The organism is Paraprevotella xylaniphila YIT 11841 (assembly GCF_000205165.1).
GTDB lineage: Bacteria > Bacteroidota > Bacteroidia > Bacteroidales > Bacteroidaceae > Paraprevotella > Paraprevotella xylaniphila.
Genome location: NZ_GL883885.1, coordinates 3,317 through 20,623 on the forward strand (window position 1 = coordinate 3,317; position 17,307 = coordinate 20,623).

The window sequence follows — 17,307 nt, forward strand, 5'->3', positions numbered from 1 at the left end:
TGCTCTACCAACTGAGCTATTTCCGCAATTATATTGCTTATGAAAAGTGTGAAGAGAAGGAGACTCGAACTCCCACGACACAATTGTCACTACCCCCTCAAAGTAGCGCGTCTACCAATTCCGCCATCTCTCCGAATGATACAGAAAACATTCTATGTGCCCAGAACAGGACTCGAACCTGCACGTCTCTCAACACTCGCACCTGAAACGAGCGCGTCTACCATTCCGCCACCTGGGCAAAAATGTTTCTGAATATCTTGAGCGGAAAACGAGACTCGAACTCGCGACCCCGACCTTGGCAAGGTCGTGCTCTACCAACTGAGCTATTTCCGCAAAAGATGCTTGTTCCATTAAGTTCATTAACTTTTGCACTCCCCTGAATGCGGTTGCAAAGGTACAACTATTTTTTAAAAGCGCAAGCATCTGCTTGAAAAAAATCATTCGTTATTTCTTTTTTTTCTATTTTCAACACATCCTGTCACGATAATCCTCATAACTGAAACGACGGTAATATTCCAAAGTTCCGTCGCTATGCAGCATCGCGATGTCCGGATGGCGGATGCCATTGAACATATTGGTTTTAACTGTAGTATAATGTATCATGTCTTCAAAAATAATCCGGTCGCCCGACGCGAGAGGATGGCCAAAGCGCCATGCTCCCATGTAGTCGCCACTCAAACAACTGTTCCCGCCCAAGCGATAGACATTTTCTTCCGGAGCCGCACGTCTCACCGCATCGGGTTCCATCGTCTCGGCATTACGTACCACCGGTTGATACGGCATTTCCAAACAATCCGGCATGTGGCAAGTGAAGCTCACGTCGAGAATGGCCGTGCGTATCCCTTTATTTTCCACCACATCGACTACCGAAGCAACCAACGGACCGGTTTGCCAGGCAAAAGCCGAGCCCGGCTCCAAAATGACCGTAAGGTTGGGATAGCGTTCCTTCAAGCCTTTCAGGATGGCCACCAAACGCTCCACATCATAATCCTTCCGCGTCATCAAATGGCCGCCTCCCAGATTGAGCCATTTCAATCGGGACAGCCATCCCCCAAACTTCTCCTCTATATGCAGCAAAGTGTGTTCGAGTGCTTCGGAAGAGCTCTCACAGTGACAATGACAATGGAATCCTTCAATCCCGGCAGGCAGGCTGTCCGGAAGTTGCGAGGCCATCATACCGAAACGAGAACCGGGCGCACAAGGATTGTACAAGTCCACTTCTATCTCCGAATACTCCGGATTGATGCGCAGCCCGCAAGAAACACGCTCCTCCGGATGCAGACGGCTGTATTCCTCCACGCTCGGATAGAAACGGGCATACTGGCTCATGGAATTGAACGTGACATGGCTGCTATACGAAAGTATCCGGTCGAAATCACGTTCCGTATAGGCCGGCGAATAAGTATGTGCCTTGCTGCCGAACTCTTCTGCCGCCAAACGAGCCTCATAGAGGGAACTAGCCGTAGTATGGCTGATGTATTCCCTGAAAACAGGGAACGACTTCCATAAAGCGAAAGCCTTGAAGGCTAAAATGATTTCTACTCCTGCCCTCCGGGACACATCCCGAATCTGCTCCAAGTTCCGCCGCAACAAATCTTCCTCTATGATATAGCACGGCGTCGGCACACCTTCGTATGTAAAATGGTCCGTCTTCATATTGTCCACTTACCTATTTTAATATATGACATGCACATTGTCCAACCACAATGTGGTTCCTACAGAACCCACGTACGCGCCTCCGTAACTGGAATCGAACTGTAGCACGATATGCGTGGGAGTTTCACCAGCATCGGCCCAACCCACTTCCTTGATAGGCACCATCTTCCCCTTGCTGTTACGGGTGTATTGTGTCCTGTCTCCGGATATCAGCCCCATATAACTCTGGAACCCGGGCTGCTTGGTAATATCACCATATTTAATAGGAAATTTTGCAGCGTTTACCCAATCCGTATTGTGGTTGAAACGATGAATCATCGTCCCTATACGTTGTGCGTACACATTCCCTTTTTTGTCTTCCCAACGTTTCTGGAGCAAACATACCACATCGGGCATATCTTTCCCCTGGACTTTGGTCACACGGCTAAACCCTGTCTGACGGATACGGTCCGGTTCGTCGGAAAGCTTCACCTTATAGTCGAAACTGATAGCCTGCGGACGTTTGGTAAAAGGTATGCCCACAGCCAATTTGCTCATCGGATTGGACGTATTGGTAATCGGTTCGGGCACACTGCCCAAAAAAACAGAACCGGCTGCCAACACCTCTATATTTACGATGCCCATCACCTTCACCTTTTCCACATGGGTTTCCAGACGGGCACAATAGCCGTCTCCTCGCTTCTCCCGGTAAACCGAAGTATTCGTCTTTGTGATTCCGCAAACTTTGGCCATCACATTCGATGTAGCCCACGGCGAACCTCCCTGGTTCGTGTAAGCCTTGTTCTCGTTCCAGACCGCATCCGGACCGATTTCGTACAACTGTTTGGTATCTCCACCGATAATGCCGCTCTCCTTGATGTTGCGGACAATCCATGAATCAAAATCACCAAACTTAATCAGTTCCGATTGGGCCATGCCCTGCATCACGGGCCATACAGCTAACAGCCCTGAGACATACACACTCTTAAATTTCATTTTATATCTCTGTTTTTTAGTTCTTTTCAAAAGGCCTCATTGATATTAAAGGTGAAATTCGGGCTGTCTTTGGTAAAGCCCAAATCAAAACGTATGTTCACCCTTTTTTTGAACTCCCAACGGTAGCCGATACCATAGTTGGGAAGTATCTCATCATAATATATATGACCGAAATCGGGAAACACGTTGGCCAAACCCACCCATACGGCTATCCCGTTACGCCCTTTAACATGTTGGCGCAGCTCCAACTGCCCTTCCATGATATTACGGTCGCGATATCGCCCTTCATAATACCCACGCATGCGCCCCAACACCCCGACCTGGGCCATCATGGTCCAAGGCACATCTCCATAATTGAACAAGGCATGCAATTCCATGGCCAACACGCCGCCTTTCCATACCTGATGGTAGGTACTATAAGTCAAGTCGGTATAACTGAAAGCGTAGTCGTTTCCGAAACTGGACGGGTAGAACATCTGTTCCCAACGAAAGAAATTGCCGCAGTAGGCATTCAGTACAAAATCTCGCGTATCGTACGTGAAATTAAATCCCGCTCCATAATTCGCCACCGATTTGTCTTGTCCCTCCAACAACGTCTCGTTCTCAAAACCGAAACTGTTCACCCATTCTATGTCCACGACCGGCCCCAAAAAGACCGATTCGTTCAGGCGAAACAAGAAACTGGGCTTGAATTGGAGTTTCACACGCTCATAGTCGCTCTTATTCGCATCACTGGCACCGCTTTCATAACCTATCCCCCAAAATTTTCCCGGGAAAGTATAAAACGACAACTGATAATCGAAACGATATTTCTGATGAGGCAGAAAATTATTTCCCCGCAACCCGACAGCCAACATTCCCGACAGGGACGCATTGGCGTATACCGAAACATTGGACTTGGGCAACAAAGAATCGGAACGATCCCATGAATACAGACCGGAGGCCGTAGCTCCCAATCCGGCGGAAGTGGCAGCCGAATAACTCGGCCCTATCAGCATGCTGAAATCGAAGGGACGGTCTTCGTGTTTATTGGTGTTACTCAGGTAACGCCCTATCCACTTAAGCGGATTACGCGTCTTGCGAACCGGCTCCACAACTGAAGATACAGAATCCGCGTCAGGTTTTATACTGTCTTTCACCTCAGCGAAGGCATGCCCGCCTTCTCCGGCAGCCCGAACAAACATGCAAGACAGCCCGTACAAAAGCACAGTACAAAAGAATCTATTCCGCATTTCTTATTCTATGAAGTTGCAAAATTACGTTTTTTTTGCCATTAAGAGGTACTGTTTTCAGTATATTGATGCTTTCTTAAAAGAATTAACACTATGATTCCTGCATCCTATCGGCCTGTTTGTCACGAAAAAGCGCCAACAAACATTGTAGGGAACAAAAGATTTGCGTAATTTTGTCATAACGAACAAACGAAATACAAATACTATGACCCAGATATACTCCTACGAAAAGATTCGGAACGACATGAGACTATTGGAACTGCTCTCCCAAAGCGTTCCCGACATCGGTGCCGCGTGCACGGAAATCATCAACTTGGAGGCCATCCTGAACCTGCCCAAAGGCACTGAACATTTCCTGGCCGACATACACGGGGAATACGAGGCTTTCCAACATATCTTGAAAAACGCGTCGGGCAACATCAAGCGCAAGGTGAACGAAATATTCGGAACCACGATGCGGGAATCGGAAATCCGGCAACTCTGCTCCCTGATTTATTACCCCGAGCAAAAGCTGCAATACATCAAGAACTCCGAAACGAACCTGAACGATTTCTACAATATCACACTTCACCAACTGGTAAGCGTATGCCAGTCGGTCTCTTCCAAATACACGCGTTCCAAGGTGCGCAAGGCGCTCCCTAAGGAATTCGCCTATATCATAGAGGAGTTATTGCACGAGTCCCCTCAGGACTACAACAAACAAGCCTACTTCAACCGCATCATCGAGACCATCGTGTCCACCGGACGGGCTGATGAATTCATCTGCGCCATCTGCAACCTGATACAACGCCTGAGCATCGACCAACTGCACATCCTCGGCGACATCTTCGACCGCGGCCCCGGAGCGCACATCATCATGGACACACTGTGCAATTACCACAACTTCGACATACAGTGGGGCAACCACGACGCGCTTTGGATGGGGGCGGCAGCCGGCAACGACTGTTGCATTGCCAACGTGCTGCGCCTGACGCTCCGTTACGGCAACCTCGCCACACTGGAAGACGGTTACGGCATCAATCTGGTGCCGCTTGCCACGTTCGCCATGGAAACATACGCCGACGACCCCTGCCATTATTTCGGGCCGCAACTGGACAAAGACGACACGAGGCATAACCAGAAAGCCCGGCGCCTCATCGCACAGATGCACAAGGCCATCAGCATTATCCAGTTCAAGCTCGAAGCTGCCATGATAGACAGCCGCCCCGAATGGCACATGCAAGAAAGGAAACAACTGGAGCACATTGATTTTGAAAGAAAAGTTTTCGTGCGCGACGGAAAGGAATATGCCATGCGCGACTGTTATTTCCCCACCATCGACCCTAAATCCCCCTACCGGCTTACAGCCGAAGAACAAGAACTGGTCTACAAACTGCACCATTCTTTCAGCGTGAGCGACAAGCTGAACAAACACATACAATGCCTGTTCTCCCACGGATGCATGTACGGGATATTCAACTCCAATTTGCTGTTCCACGCTTCCGTACCGCTCAATGCCGACGGAAGCTTGAAGGAAGTGGACATCAACGGAGAAAAAGTCAAAGGACGGGCTTTGCTGGACAAGATAGGTCTGGTCTTGCGTTCCGCTTTCAACAGCGACACCGAGCCCAAAGAAAGGAAGTTTGCCGTCGACTATTTTTGGTATCTGTGGTGCGGCGTGGACTCTCCCCTGTTCGACAAATCCAAAATGACTACTTTCGAACGCTATTTCCTGGAGGACAAAACCACCCATACCGAAGAGAAAGGGTACTACTACAGATTGAGGGACGACGAGAAAGTCTGCGACATGATTCTCGATTCGTTCGGTGTCACGGGGCAGCACCGCCACATCATCAACGGCCACGTCCCGGTACGCGTGGGACGCGGAGAGACACCCATCAAAGCCAATGGTAAACTGATGGTCATCGACGGCGGCTTCGCCAAGGCATATCATAATACGACCGGAATAGCGGGCTACACCTTGGTGTTCCACAGCCGGGGATTCCAATTGGTACAGCACGAACCGTTCACATCGGCCGAAGAAGCTATCAAGAACGGGACGGACATTGTGAGCACCACGCAAATCGTGGAAATGAGCACCCAACGTATGATGGTAAGGGACACCGACAAGGGTGCCGAACTGGAAAGCCAGATAGAAGAGCTGAAAGAATTGCTTTATGCCTACCGCCACGGTTTCATCAAGGAAAGTACCAAAAACAAGTTCCGCTATTGACGCGCAGCGCACGCGTTCCCTTCGCCTGCCCCACAAAGCATCGTCGGTCGGACGTGCCAGGCATCCGGTCTTCCGTACATATTATTTACCAGAACAACATCATTGATTTACAACCGGTTACAGTTGTAAAAACGTTCTGCGCCAAACGGAAAATCGTTCTCAGCAGATTGATAAATCATTCTCAGCAGAACAAAATTCCGTTTGGCGCAGAACGTTTTTTGTATATCATTCTTCCTTTTCACGCTTCCCGAACAGCAGCTGACGGTCGCGCTCGCAAGCCGGAACGGCCCATGCTTCCGGCACCAAACGCCATTGGTACAAAGGACGGGCATCAATCTCGCCCTTGCCCTTGATATACTCTATGATACATGCACGCAAGTCCTTATCCGTACTGGACAGCAAGCGTTCGTTCAACTTCTCGTGAGGAATGCCGGCACCTTTGGTAAACAGTTCCCCTCCTCCATTTCCACGATAGGAATTGACAACCACCGTGTACCACGTTTCAAGTCCGAATGCACTTCCGTCCGCCATCCCCGTCACGCGGATTTTCTCGCCGTAAGGCTTCGTCACGTCCACCGTATAACAAATACCGGCAGCCGAATCGAAGTTGTAAGCCAAATGCTTGAACCCCAAACGCCTGCCTTCGTCCAACACATAGTCCAAAAGCATCACGTGGTCGTCCGGCGTTTTCATCTGCGCCGTCCAAAGTCCGTAACTCATCTCCAACACATCCTTGATTTCCTGTCCGGTAAGCCGCATGGTGTACAGCACGTCATCGTAACGGTAAAGATTGAACACGTCGCGCACGCACACGTCCCCCTCCTTGATGCTAGCCGCAAAAGAAACCGGAGCTGCAAACGACACCTGGGCACCCGTGGCCTCCAACTGCGCCCGGTGGACAATGTCTACAAAAGCCGACGGGCCGAAATAAGCATCCTGGCTTTCAATCGTACGCACGAACCGGCCGATTTTCTGCCCCACATAATACTCCGTATTCCGGATATAACGGCTGAAATAACGCTGCATGTATTTGGATTCTTCACCTTTATAGTACGACAAATCCGTTACTTTCCCCCTCACGGACACCACACGGTTGCCCTCCCGTCCCGTCTCTACGTCTATATCGACCTCGCCCACCGTTACAGCCATGCTCGACGGAGCCAGGCAAAGTACCTCTTTGCCACCGGGCCCCATCACCGTTTCACAGTTCTTCATGTGGTCATGCCCATAGCACACGACATCAAATCCCGCCACCTCACGGGCCACGTCCAAAGCCGCATTCTCCGAATAGTCCGGCGTAACGATGCCGCCTTCCTTTCCGGAATGGAACAGTCCGACGAGCACGTCCGGCTGCTCTTTCTCCCGAATCAGGGGCACCCACCGACTTGCACAAGACACCATGTCCTCAAACTCCAAGCCGTCCCACAAAGCCGGCGGAAGCCAATTCGGCAAAGCCGGGGTCGTCATCCCCATTACGGCCACTTTCACACCGTAACGCTCCAATATGCAATAGGGAGGCAAGTAGCATCCGCCCCTCGCCCGGTCTATCACATTGGCCCCCAACACCGGGAAACGGCAGGCGGCCGTCCAACGGTCGTACACCGCATGCCCCGTCTCGATGTCATGATTCCCTATCGTACCTACATCGTATGCCATATAGTTCATGATTTCCGCCGCCAGATTCTTTCCGGAAGAAGCTACGAAATTATTGTAATACACCACAGGACTCCCCTGCAATATGTCACCGCCGTCCATCAGCAACAACCTGTCCCCATAAACCTTCCGCAACGACTGCACGTAAGCGTACACCCGCGAAAGGCTTCCTTTTACGGCATGATTGTTCACATAATCTCGCATGAAAAAACTGCCATGCACGTCACTCGTATGTACAATCTTTAAACTCACGACTTGTTTGCCTGCCGTACTTTTTATCATAATCAGCCCTCCGAAATTGAATCTTCCATGCAAAAATAACAATAATGCCGTCTTCTACAAACAGATTGGCATCTTATTTGTTGCAAATTAGGCAGAAAGGAGATTTTAACCATGGCATTTATAGATTATTATAAAATAATGGGTATCAGCAAAGATACTCCACAAAAGGACATCAAGGCCGCTTACAAGAAAAGGGCCAAGCAGTTCCACCCTGACCTGCATCCCGACGATCCTAAAGCCAAAGCCAAATTCCAGGCTCTGAATGAAGCGTATGACGTATTGAACGACCCGGAAAAACGGGCCAAATACGACCAATACGGCGAACACTGGAAAATGGCAGGCATGAGCGGCGGTGCCACAGGCAGTGCAGACGCAGGCGGCTTTGAAGGATTTGACTTCAGTCAGTTTACAGGAGGAGGCTTCTCGGACTTCTTCACGCAAATGTTCGGCGGAGGCGGCGGACACGCACGCAGCTACCGCAGCGGCTTCAAACGGGGATTCGACCCTTTCGGAAACGAAAGCGGGACTGTAAGCTACGCCGACCGTGAGTGCACGGTAAACATCGACATGTACACGGCATTGTTGGGCGGTTCCATTATCGTACAGACTCCGGAAGGCGACAAATTGAAACTGAAAATCAAACCGGGTACACAGCCGGGCACCAAAGTCCGCCTGAAAGGAAAAGGTAACATGCAAGCGGACGGTACGCGCGGCAACTTGATTCTGAACTATAATGTGCAACTCCCTGCCAACCTGAGCGAAAGGCAAAAGGAGCTGTTACAACAAATGAGAATGGGATGAAGATAAGGAAAAATGTTGTGAAATCCGGAGAAAAGTGCGATATTTGCACCGGATTTTAAACTTCAACATCAAGCAATATGAACGACAATATCACACCTTACGTCAGATACATAGGTACCGACGACAAGGATTTGGACCTGTTTGAAAGCCAATACGTCGTACCACAAGGCATTTCGTACAACTCATACGTTATCACGGACGAAAAGATAGCCGTGATGGACACGATAGACCAACGTAAAACGGACGAATGGACAGCTCGTCTGGAAGAAGCCTTGGAGGGAAGGACGCCTGATTATCTCATCGTGCAGCATATGGAACCTGACCATGCGGCCAACATCGGATGGTTTGCCGAAAAATATCCCGAGGCCACAATCGTAGCCAGTGCCAAGGCCGTCCAAATGATGCCTCAGTTTTTTGAAGAAGTCAACTTCGCAGGACGTACGCAAACCGTCAAGGAGGGCGACACGCTCTGTCTGGGACAACATACCCTGAAATTTATCATGGCGCCGATGGTACACTGGCCGGAAGTGATGCTGACGTATGAAGAAAGCGAGAAAATCCTGTTCTCTGCCGATGCTTTCGGCAAGTTCGGTGCACTCTGCCGTGAGGGGGAATGGACAAACGAAGCCCGCCGTTACTACTTCAACATCGTCGGAAAATACGGGGCGCAAGTACAGGCTTTGCTGAAGAAAGCCGCCGGTCTGGACATCGCCATGATTTGTCCGCTCCACGGGCCTGTCTTGAAAGAAAACTTAGGGTATTACATCGGGCTTTACGACACTTGGAGCAAATACGAACCGGAGACGGAAGGGGTTGTCGTGGCTTATGCCTCCATACATGGAAATACGGCCGCAGCAGCACGCCGGATGGCTGAAATCCTAAACGAAAAAGGAGTTGCAGAAGTGATGCTTATCGACCTATGCCGTGACGATATGGCCCTGGCCGTAGAAAGTGCGTTCCGTTACAGCAAAATGATTGTGGCCGCATCCTCATACGACGCGGGGGTATTCCCCCCAATGTTCGATTTCCTGCATCACCTACAAATCAAGAATTTCCAGAAACGCCGGGTGGGCATCATCGAAAACGGCTCCTGGGCACCTACTGCCGGACGCGTGATGTCGTGCATGCTCTCTGAAATGAAAAGCATGGAAATCATGGAACATACGGTCACGATTAAAAGCAGCATGAAGAAAGCCGATCTCTTGCAAATGGAGGAACTGGCCGAAGAGCTCCTTGCCACAGAATAAAGGCAAGGCGGCACTTGCCAAAGAAACAAGAAAAGCGGGAATGCAATGAAAAGCACTTCCCGCTTTTTGTTTGTCACCCGCCACATCCTTCCGCAAGCCTCCCTTCCAACCACGCGTCAATCAACATGCGTGCCATGGAGACCTTTCCGGGTATGTCCGGCAATTTGTCACGACTGAACCAACCACCGTATGCGATTTCACTCCGTTGCAAATGCAAGTCCCCCTCCACATAGTCGGCATAAAAACCAATCATCAATCCGCAAGGATAAGGCCAAGGCTGACTTCCGAAGTACCGGATATTCTTCACGGTGACACCGGTCTCTTCCATCAACTCGCGGCGCACACATTCTTCGAGCGTCTCTCCGGTCTCCACAAAACCGGCCACTAGTCCGTAATACTTCCCACGAAGATTATGGGCATGCACCAATAAAATGCTATCTCCCCGGCGTACCAATACGATGATGGCCGTGGCCAACTGGGGCCAGACTTCTTTCCCGCAGTTCGTGCAACGTTTGCTGATGTCCGTGTGCAACTTCATCGGTGCCCCGCATACTCCGCAAAACTTCGTATTCTTATCCCAATAAAGAATCTCGGCTCCCTTTCCGGCCTTCAAATAAAGCCCACGAGGCAAAATGTCATACGATGCCCGAAGTCCGGTCATGACATAGCGTTCGTCTCCAACCACCGGCATGTCGATACTTACCGTCCGGCAGTCCCGCCCTTCCAATGGGGTCAGCCGATGCACGGTATTCCATTCTGCCAACTTCACCGGAGGTTCCGCCCCGTAAGGTACTGTACAACGGCCTTCCGTCTCTCGCTGCAACAACAATTCGTCCTTACAAAAAACAAACCAATACACCGGCTTGTCATATACCACCTGTACCATAAGTCTTATCATACAAAACGGAAGCCCCAACCTTAAAGGCGAGGCTTCCCGAACAGTTATTTCATCAGACGTCCTATTACAATCCCAAAGAAACCTTCACGGCTTCGACGGTTTGCATAGCCTTCTTTTCTGCTTCTGCGTAGCATTTCGGACATTTCATCTCACCCGTCACTTCAATGTAGAACTTGATTTTAGGCTCTGTTCCGGATGGACGGACACTCACCTTTGTTCCATCTGCGGTATACCATTGCAGTACATTGGAGGTAGCAGGTTGCGCAATGTCCGTCACGTTACCCTTATTATCCGTAGCCTTCAGACTCTGATAGTCTTTCGTCAGTACGACTTCCGAGCCAGCCAGTTCCTTCGGCGGATTCGTACGGAAGTTCACCATCATTTGTTTGATTTCGTCAGCCCCAGTCTTACCCGGTTTCACGACATTAATCGTATGGTTCAGCGAGAAACCATACTCTACGTAAATGTCCATCAAGACATCGAACAACGTCTTCCCCTGGTCCTTGGCCCAAGCACATATTTCAGCCAAAAGCGAACAAGCGGACACAGCATCCTTGTCGCGCACGAAGTCCTCGGCCAAGAATCCGTATGACTCCTCTCCTCCGCCGATATACTGCTTCTTGCCTTCGTTTTCGCGAATCACGCTTGCAATCCACTTGAAACCGGTATAACAATCGTACATCTCTACGTTGTTCTTGTCTGCAATCGCCTTAATCAATTCCGTGGTCACGATGGTCTTTACTACGAACTCGTTCCCCTTCATCTTACCCATTGCAATACGGTTCTTGATGATGTAATAGAGGAAAATCATGCAAGTCTGGTTACCATTCACCAACACCCATTCCCCGTTGCTGTCCTTGCAGGCCATACCGACACGGTCGGCATCCGGGTCGGAAGCCATCACGATGTCCGCGTCTATCTTCTTGGCCAAAGCGATGGCCATGGAAAGTGCTTCGGCATTCTCGGGATTCGGTGACACTACCGTGGGGAAGTTGCCGTCTTTCACCATTTGTTCGGGTACGGTATTGACGTTCTCAAATCCCCACAACTGCAACGACCTGGGAATCAACATCATGCCTGTACCGTGGATGGGAGTATAGACAATCTTCATGTCTTTCTGACGTTGAATCACGTCCGGGTCGATGGAAATAGTTTTTATCTTATCCAAATAAAGTTTGTCTATCTCTTCACCGATAATCTCAATCAAAGGATTGGCCGTGTCCAATACCGTATGCAAACCTTTGATATCCTCGGCACCGACTTTGTTCACCTCATCGATGATACCCTTGTCGTGGGGAGCCAATACCTGGGCACCGTCATCCCAGTAAGCCTTGTAACCGTTATATTCTTTCGGATTGTGGGAAGCCGTAAGGATGATTCCACTTTGGCAACCCAACTGGCGAATAGCAAACGACATTTCCGGAGTAGGACGCATGTCGTCGAACAAATATACCTTTATGCCATTTGCGGCAAAAATATTGGCCGAAACCTCGGCAAACAAGCGGCTGTTGTTACGACAGTCATGGCCTACCACCACAGCAATTTCTTTCAGATCCTTGAAATTCTTGTTCAGATAATTGGACAAGCCTTGCGTAGCTGCCCCCACCGTGTAAATGTTCATACGGTTCGTGCCTACTCCCATGATGCCGCGCAAACCGCCCGTTCCGAATTCCAGATTCTGATAGAAAGACTCCACCAACTCCGTCTTGTCGGCATTGTCGAGCATCTTGCGTACTTCCGCCTGCGTAGCCGCATCATATACTGAAGAAGAAAGCCAGGCTTCAGCTTTGGCCTCACACGATTTAATCAGTTCATTATCCATTTTGTATCTTTTTATTATGAGTTATTTTTTATCCTTTGTTCCAAATTACGGGCAAATATACTCAATTCACAGCATATCGCCTACGATGAAATCTGAAAATACCCTAATTGCACGATTTATTTCACCTCAAAGCGATTTCCCGTAGCCTTCACGATTTCACGCCGGTAACGTTCCGGATATCCCGGACGTTCTACTGGAACGCCCAACCCTCCGGGCGTACGCACATACAGCCCGTCTCTTTCAGGACGTACAGTCCCGTCAATATATTTCACCATCAGACGCTTGCCCAGCTCCATCCATTCATAGAGCATTCCGGCAGCCATCCGGTTCGTATAAGCCGTCAGGTATTTACGGACGGCCGACATCCCTTCGCCCTCCGTCCCGGCCAATGCCATGGCTTCTTTTTCCGTTTTCTCCTGTAACGTATTGTAATCGGTTTCCAACCGGTCGCGCACCGTTTTGAGTTCACCGAACAACTGGCTGTAACGGGGATACACGATGCTGCTTACCCAATTACATACCCAGAAAGCACTTTTAAAAGAAAAGTGCAAATCGTCCGCCACCTTGTCGCTATAACACTCCGGCACCAAGTCCGTACAGCAATACACCGGCGTGAAAGCCATCATGTTCGCATCGTCGCAGCCGAACCACAGTACACCTCCCACATAATCGGGCAACTGGCTGCGCATCTGTGCCACCATGACAAATGCCGACTGTTGGGTAGAAATAGGACGTTCGTTGAAATACGTCTTTCCATCCACCTTCCAAGTCAACGGTGTAGGACGGTAAGGAGCTTCGAAAGGCCCCATACCGGGATCGTTGTCTAAAGCCAACGGAGTGCCTTCATAATGGTCGCGCATCATATCCTTCACGTCTTGCACGGAAAGCCGACGATCCGGCTTGACAAACAGCGGCGTCGGTTCGGCCTGCGGGTTTTCTCCCGAAGCGTATGGCAAATATTTCTCCATTCCGTCCACGTAGCGGTTAAAGAAGCTCCACACCCGTGCCTCGCAAAAACGCAAAGCACTGAAATCAGCGGGAGCATAAGCATCGGCAAATGAAAAATCGCTGTCTTTCTTTCCCTTGAAATATCCCTTCTCGCGGGCAAAGCTGATCACGTCTTTGGAATAAAGGCAGTTCTCCTTGTCGCGTAACGGGAAACGGCGGATGCGGCTCTGGTTGGCATGGGCACAGATACAATCGTCCGGCACACGCACGGCCACCCACACCGCACCTTTGCGTCCCGTCCCTTTTCCAATCAGATCCATGACCCACGCCTCGTTCTTATCTGCTATCGTAAAGCTTTCGCCTTCACTGTTATACCCGTATTGATTAATCAAATCCGTCATCACTTTAATAGCTTCCTTCGCTGTCTTGGCACGTTGCAAAGTGATGTATATCAAACTACCGTAATCCAACAATCCGGTTGAATCGACCAGTTCGGCACGACCACCGAAAGTCGTTTCCGTAATCGTCAACTGATATTCGTTCATATTCCCTATCACGTTGTACGTTTCGGGAGCTTCTTCTATCTCTCCCGCATAATTGTTGTTTTCCCAATTATACACCGGACGCATTGTGCCCTTCGCATGCTTTCCGGCGGCCCAATGGCGCAAATAACCGAAACTGCCGAAATCGTCTGCGCTATAAGATACGATGACCGACCCGTCAGCCGACGCTTTCTTTCCCACTATCAGGTTCGTGCAAGCCTGCCCGTAGCCCGTGCACACAGCCAACACGACCGTCATTACCCATTTGAATTTCATCTTTCTATCAATAGATCTATCATTAATAAATAAACTCTTTTTCATCCACTGTTTCATTTCCGCAACGATCCGTCACCTTCACGGTCAACCGGCGGCGTTTGCCTTCCGGACGCAACGGCGTTTCTTTCAACCGGCAAGTCCAAACTCCGCGATAAGAAGTAAAGAGCACAAACCGGCCATCCACGTATGCTTTGAAAGACTTCACCCCCGAACCGCTGTCTGTCGGAACGCAACGCAACACGCTAACTTTCTTGCCATTGAAAGCCGTCTTCCAACGAACCACAGGCACCACGGTGTCCACGGCCAACGCGTACGACTCCCCCAAATCCCGAATCCGGGCAGAAAACCAACCGTCTGCATACTCTCCCCCTACATATCCACGGGAAGATTCTATATAACATTTCTCCGGACGGGACACAGGCGTACGGGGCGCCAACATCAACGTGGCCCGTTTCACCAACGGCACAAACTCATCGTGGAGCACATAAAGGTTGGAAATCCCGTCTTCTTTGGCTTCAACCCGAAGACGAAGCACTTCATCTTTTGTCAATGCTCCTGCCGGAATGCGCAACTCCATCCCCGGACGCTGCACCACTTGCGGACGGTCGTACTCCAACCATGCGCCCGAAGCCCTCCGAAGCTGCTCACGCTCTTCCGCTTCGGCCAAACGCGCATCGTCACGTTCGCCCCGCACCGTAAAACGGCACACCCGGACGTTTCCTTTCAAATCTTCCAAGGCATATTCAAAGAGGTAGTCGCGCTCCTCGTCCACGTCCACCCACCCCCGGTTCTCGTCAGCCGACAGGAAACACAATGTATTACCCGGCTCTACAAAAGACTTCAAATACCAATGTTTCGTTTTCCGGTAGTGGGGATAGTCTCCCCACGAATTCACCAACGGGTTTTCGTCCGGCATGAATTCGTCCATCAGGCTTTGGAAAACCTGCCTGCCGTCCACTTTCAGCGTGATGCGACGGATGCCGAACTTATTCTGCGTGTTGTTCATCAGGTCGTCCGCCCAAACGGCAGCACCCACACGCCCCCAAGCCCGCACCACACGGGCAGAAGCATCGGCCGTGACCGTGAATGTCTTGGACGACCTTCCGGTGTCTATCCAACCCTGCCCCGGACAAGCATACAGCTTCACCCCGTGTACGACCGGCGACATGTCGTCCGTCAGCAAATGCCGGAAATAAGGCAACGGGTCCACCAACGCACCGTCCGACGCCCTGTGTAATTCCAAATGAAGATGAGGGGCAAGAGAAGCCCCCGTATTACCGCTGTATGCCACCAGTTGCCCGGCCTTCACCGGAAACTCGCCGGGCTGAAGCACCACGTCCACCCGTTCCGTTTCCATCTCATATTGGCGGCTACGGACGATTTCCTGCAACGCCGGCACAAACTCGTCCAAATGGCAATAAACGGATACCAGTCCGTTGGGGTGCGTCACATAAAGGGCATTGCCGAAACCATCGTAACCCACCGTAAGCCGCGACACGTAGCCGTCGCATACGGACAATACCCGTTTTCCCACCACACCTTGCGTCTTCACGTCGATGCCGCAATGGAAATGGTTCGGACGCGGTTCGCCGAAACTGCCCGACATCAGGAACGGAATGTCCACCGGAGAATGGAAACGCTCGTCCTGTGCCGCTGCCTGCAAAGGGAGCCACAAAGCCACACTCATCCACCAAAAGTGTTTCTTCATATCTTATATACCTTAATTATATATGCAAAAAACGATTACCAAGACTGTCTCCCTTCCGTTTTCACGACGCGACAGTCCCGGCAACCGTTTGTCCATCCGACAGACCCATGGCCTGTCAACAAGCCTTAAAACTCATATCCAGCCCTTTGACGGAATGGGTCAGTGCCCCGACGGAAATGAAGTCTACCCCACACTCGGCATAATCGCGCAAAGTGTCAAAAGTGATACCGCCGCTCGATTCTGTTTCAAAACGGCCGCCTATCATCTTCACGGCCTTACGCGTATCCTCCACGGAGAAGTTGTCGAACATGATACGGTCTACGCCACCCATGTCCAACACCTGTTGCAATTCGTCGAAATTACGCACTTCGATTTCTATCTTCAGGTCCTTTCCTTTTTCCTTGAGATACTCATGGCAACGGTTGATGGCGTTGGCAATGCCACCGGCAAAGTCCACGTGGTTATCTTTCAAGAGAATCATGTCGAACAACCCGATACGGTGGTTCACGCCGCCTCCGATTTTCACAGCCGCCTTTTCCAACATACGCATGCCCGGGGTCGTCTTACGCGTGTCCAACACACGGGTATGCGTTCCCTTCAGCCGCTCCACGTACTTATCCGTCATGGTGGCAATGCCGCTCATGCGTTGCATGATGTTCAACATCAGGCGCTCCGTTTGCAGCAGGCTCCTCACCCGTCCCGTGACAACCATGGCCACGTCGCCCGGCTTCACGTGCGCCCCGTCCTCGATGAACACCTCCACTTTCATGTCCGGATCGAAGCGACGGAACACTTCCTTGGCGATTTCTATTCCGGCCAACACGCCTTCTTCCTTGATGAGCAACTTGGATTTTCCCATGGCATCCGCCGGAATACAGCAGAGCGTAGTGTGGTCTCCATCGCCTATGTCTTCGGCAAAAGCCAAATCAATCAAACGGTCATTCAATTCTTCTACTGACAACATATTTCCTATTCCTTTAATGTATTCGCAATGATTTCCCGGCAAAGATACAACATAAAAACGAAAGGAGGTGCTTTTTTCAATACCTTTCGGA

12 protein-coding genes and 4 tRNA genes (1 of these 16 running past the window's edge) are annotated in these 17,307 nt (G+C 50.5%); 3 read left to right on the forward strand and 13 right to left on the reverse strand.

The window, feature by feature from the left end; translation table 11 throughout:
• The 7 genes from HMPREF9442_RS16310 to HMPREF9442_RS13085 all read right to left on the reverse strand — a co-directional run.
• Positions 1 to 26 (reverse strand) — tRNA-OTHER (locus tag HMPREF9442_RS16310) (it extends 76 nt beyond the left edge of the window).
• 23 nt (positions 27 to 49) lie between these two features.
• Positions 50 to 133 (reverse strand) — tRNA-Leu (locus HMPREF9442_RS13060).
• Between the two features lie 24 nt (positions 134 to 157).
• Positions 158 to 238 (reverse strand) — tRNA-Leu (locus tag HMPREF9442_RS13065).
• A gap of 22 nt (positions 239 to 260) precedes the next feature.
• Positions 261 to 333 (reverse strand) — tRNA-Gly (locus tag HMPREF9442_RS13070).
• Positions 334 to 465: 132 nt separating this feature from the next.
• A complete protein-coding gene (gene nspC, locus HMPREF9442_RS13075; protein ID WP_008629460.1) occupies positions 466 to 1,656 on the reverse strand; it encodes a carboxynorspermidine decarboxylase in 1,191 nt (396 codons plus the stop codon).
• A gap of 18 nt (positions 1,657 to 1,674) precedes the next feature.
• Entirely contained in the window at positions 1,675 to 2,631 is a 957-nt protein-coding gene (locus HMPREF9442_RS13080; protein ID WP_040603157.1) for a PCMD domain-containing protein, read from the reverse strand.
• A 26-nt stretch (positions 2,632 to 2,657) separates the two neighbouring features.
• Positions 2,658 to 3,863: a BamA/TamA family outer membrane protein gene (locus HMPREF9442_RS13085; RefSeq protein ID WP_253271115.1), complete on the reverse strand. Its 1,206-nt coding sequence runs from the start codon at positions 3,861 to 3,863 to the stop codon at positions 2,658 to 2,660.
• A 205-nt stretch (positions 3,864 to 4,068) separates the two neighbouring features.
• On the opposite strand from HMPREF9442_RS13085, the gene HMPREF9442_RS13090 reads away from it, so the two are divergent.
• A complete protein-coding gene (locus HMPREF9442_RS13090; protein ID WP_008629465.1) occupies positions 4,069 to 6,075 on the forward strand; it encodes a fructose-bisphosphatase class III in 2,007 nt (668 codons plus the stop codon).
• A gap of 225 nt (positions 6,076 to 6,300) precedes the next feature.
• On the opposite strand, the gene HMPREF9442_RS13095 is transcribed toward HMPREF9442_RS13090, so the two are convergent.
• A complete protein-coding gene (locus tag HMPREF9442_RS13095) occupies positions 6,301 to 8,010 on the reverse strand; it encodes a bifunctional metallophosphatase/5'-nucleotidase (protein WP_008629467.1) in 1,710 nt (569 codons plus the stop codon).
• A gap of 111 nt (positions 8,011 to 8,121) precedes the next feature.
• Between HMPREF9442_RS13095 and HMPREF9442_RS13100 the strand changes: the two genes are divergently transcribed.
• Positions 8,122 to 8,811: a DnaJ domain-containing protein gene (locus HMPREF9442_RS13100; protein ID WP_008629468.1), complete on the forward strand. Its 690-nt coding sequence runs from the start codon at positions 8,122 to 8,124 to the stop codon at positions 8,809 to 8,811.
• Between the two features lie 77 nt (positions 8,812 to 8,888).
• Entirely contained in the window at positions 8,889 to 10,058 is a 1,170-nt protein-coding gene (locus HMPREF9442_RS13105) for an FprA family A-type flavoprotein (protein ID WP_008629469.1), read from the forward strand.
• Positions 10,059 to 10,131: 73 nt separating this feature from the next.
• On the opposite strand, the gene nudC is transcribed toward HMPREF9442_RS13105, so the two are convergent.
• From nudC to nadC, 5 genes are all read right to left on the reverse strand, one after another.
• Positions 10,132 to 10,956, reverse strand: a complete 825-nt coding sequence (nudC, locus tag HMPREF9442_RS13110) for an NAD(+) diphosphatase (RefSeq protein ID WP_008629470.1) — start codon at positions 10,954 to 10,956, stop codon at positions 10,132 to 10,134.
• A 64-nt stretch (positions 10,957 to 11,020) separates the two neighbouring features.
• A complete protein-coding gene (locus tag HMPREF9442_RS13115; protein ID WP_008629471.1) occupies positions 11,021 to 12,778 on the reverse strand; it encodes a phospho-sugar mutase in 1,758 nt (585 codons plus the stop codon).
• Positions 12,779 to 12,894: 116 nt separating this feature from the next.
• Positions 12,895 to 14,601, reverse strand: a complete 1,707-nt coding sequence (locus HMPREF9442_RS13120; protein ID WP_008629473.1) for a C69 family dipeptidase — start codon at positions 14,599 to 14,601, stop codon at positions 12,895 to 12,897.
• Positions 14,567 to 16,252, reverse strand: coding sequence for a M23 family metallopeptidase (locus tag HMPREF9442_RS13125; RefSeq protein WP_008629474.1), 1,686 nt, complete (start codon positions 16,250 to 16,252; stop codon positions 14,567 to 14,569). The genes HMPREF9442_RS13120 and HMPREF9442_RS13125 overlap by 35 nt, the downstream gene beginning before the upstream one ends.
• A 115-nt stretch (positions 16,253 to 16,367) precedes the next feature.
• Positions 16,368 to 17,216: a carboxylating nicotinate-nucleotide diphosphorylase gene (nadC, locus tag HMPREF9442_RS13130; RefSeq protein ID WP_040603168.1), complete on the reverse strand. Its 849-nt coding sequence runs from the start codon at positions 17,214 to 17,216 to the stop codon at positions 16,368 to 16,370.
• Between the last annotated feature and the right edge of the window lie 91 nt (positions 17,217 to 17,307).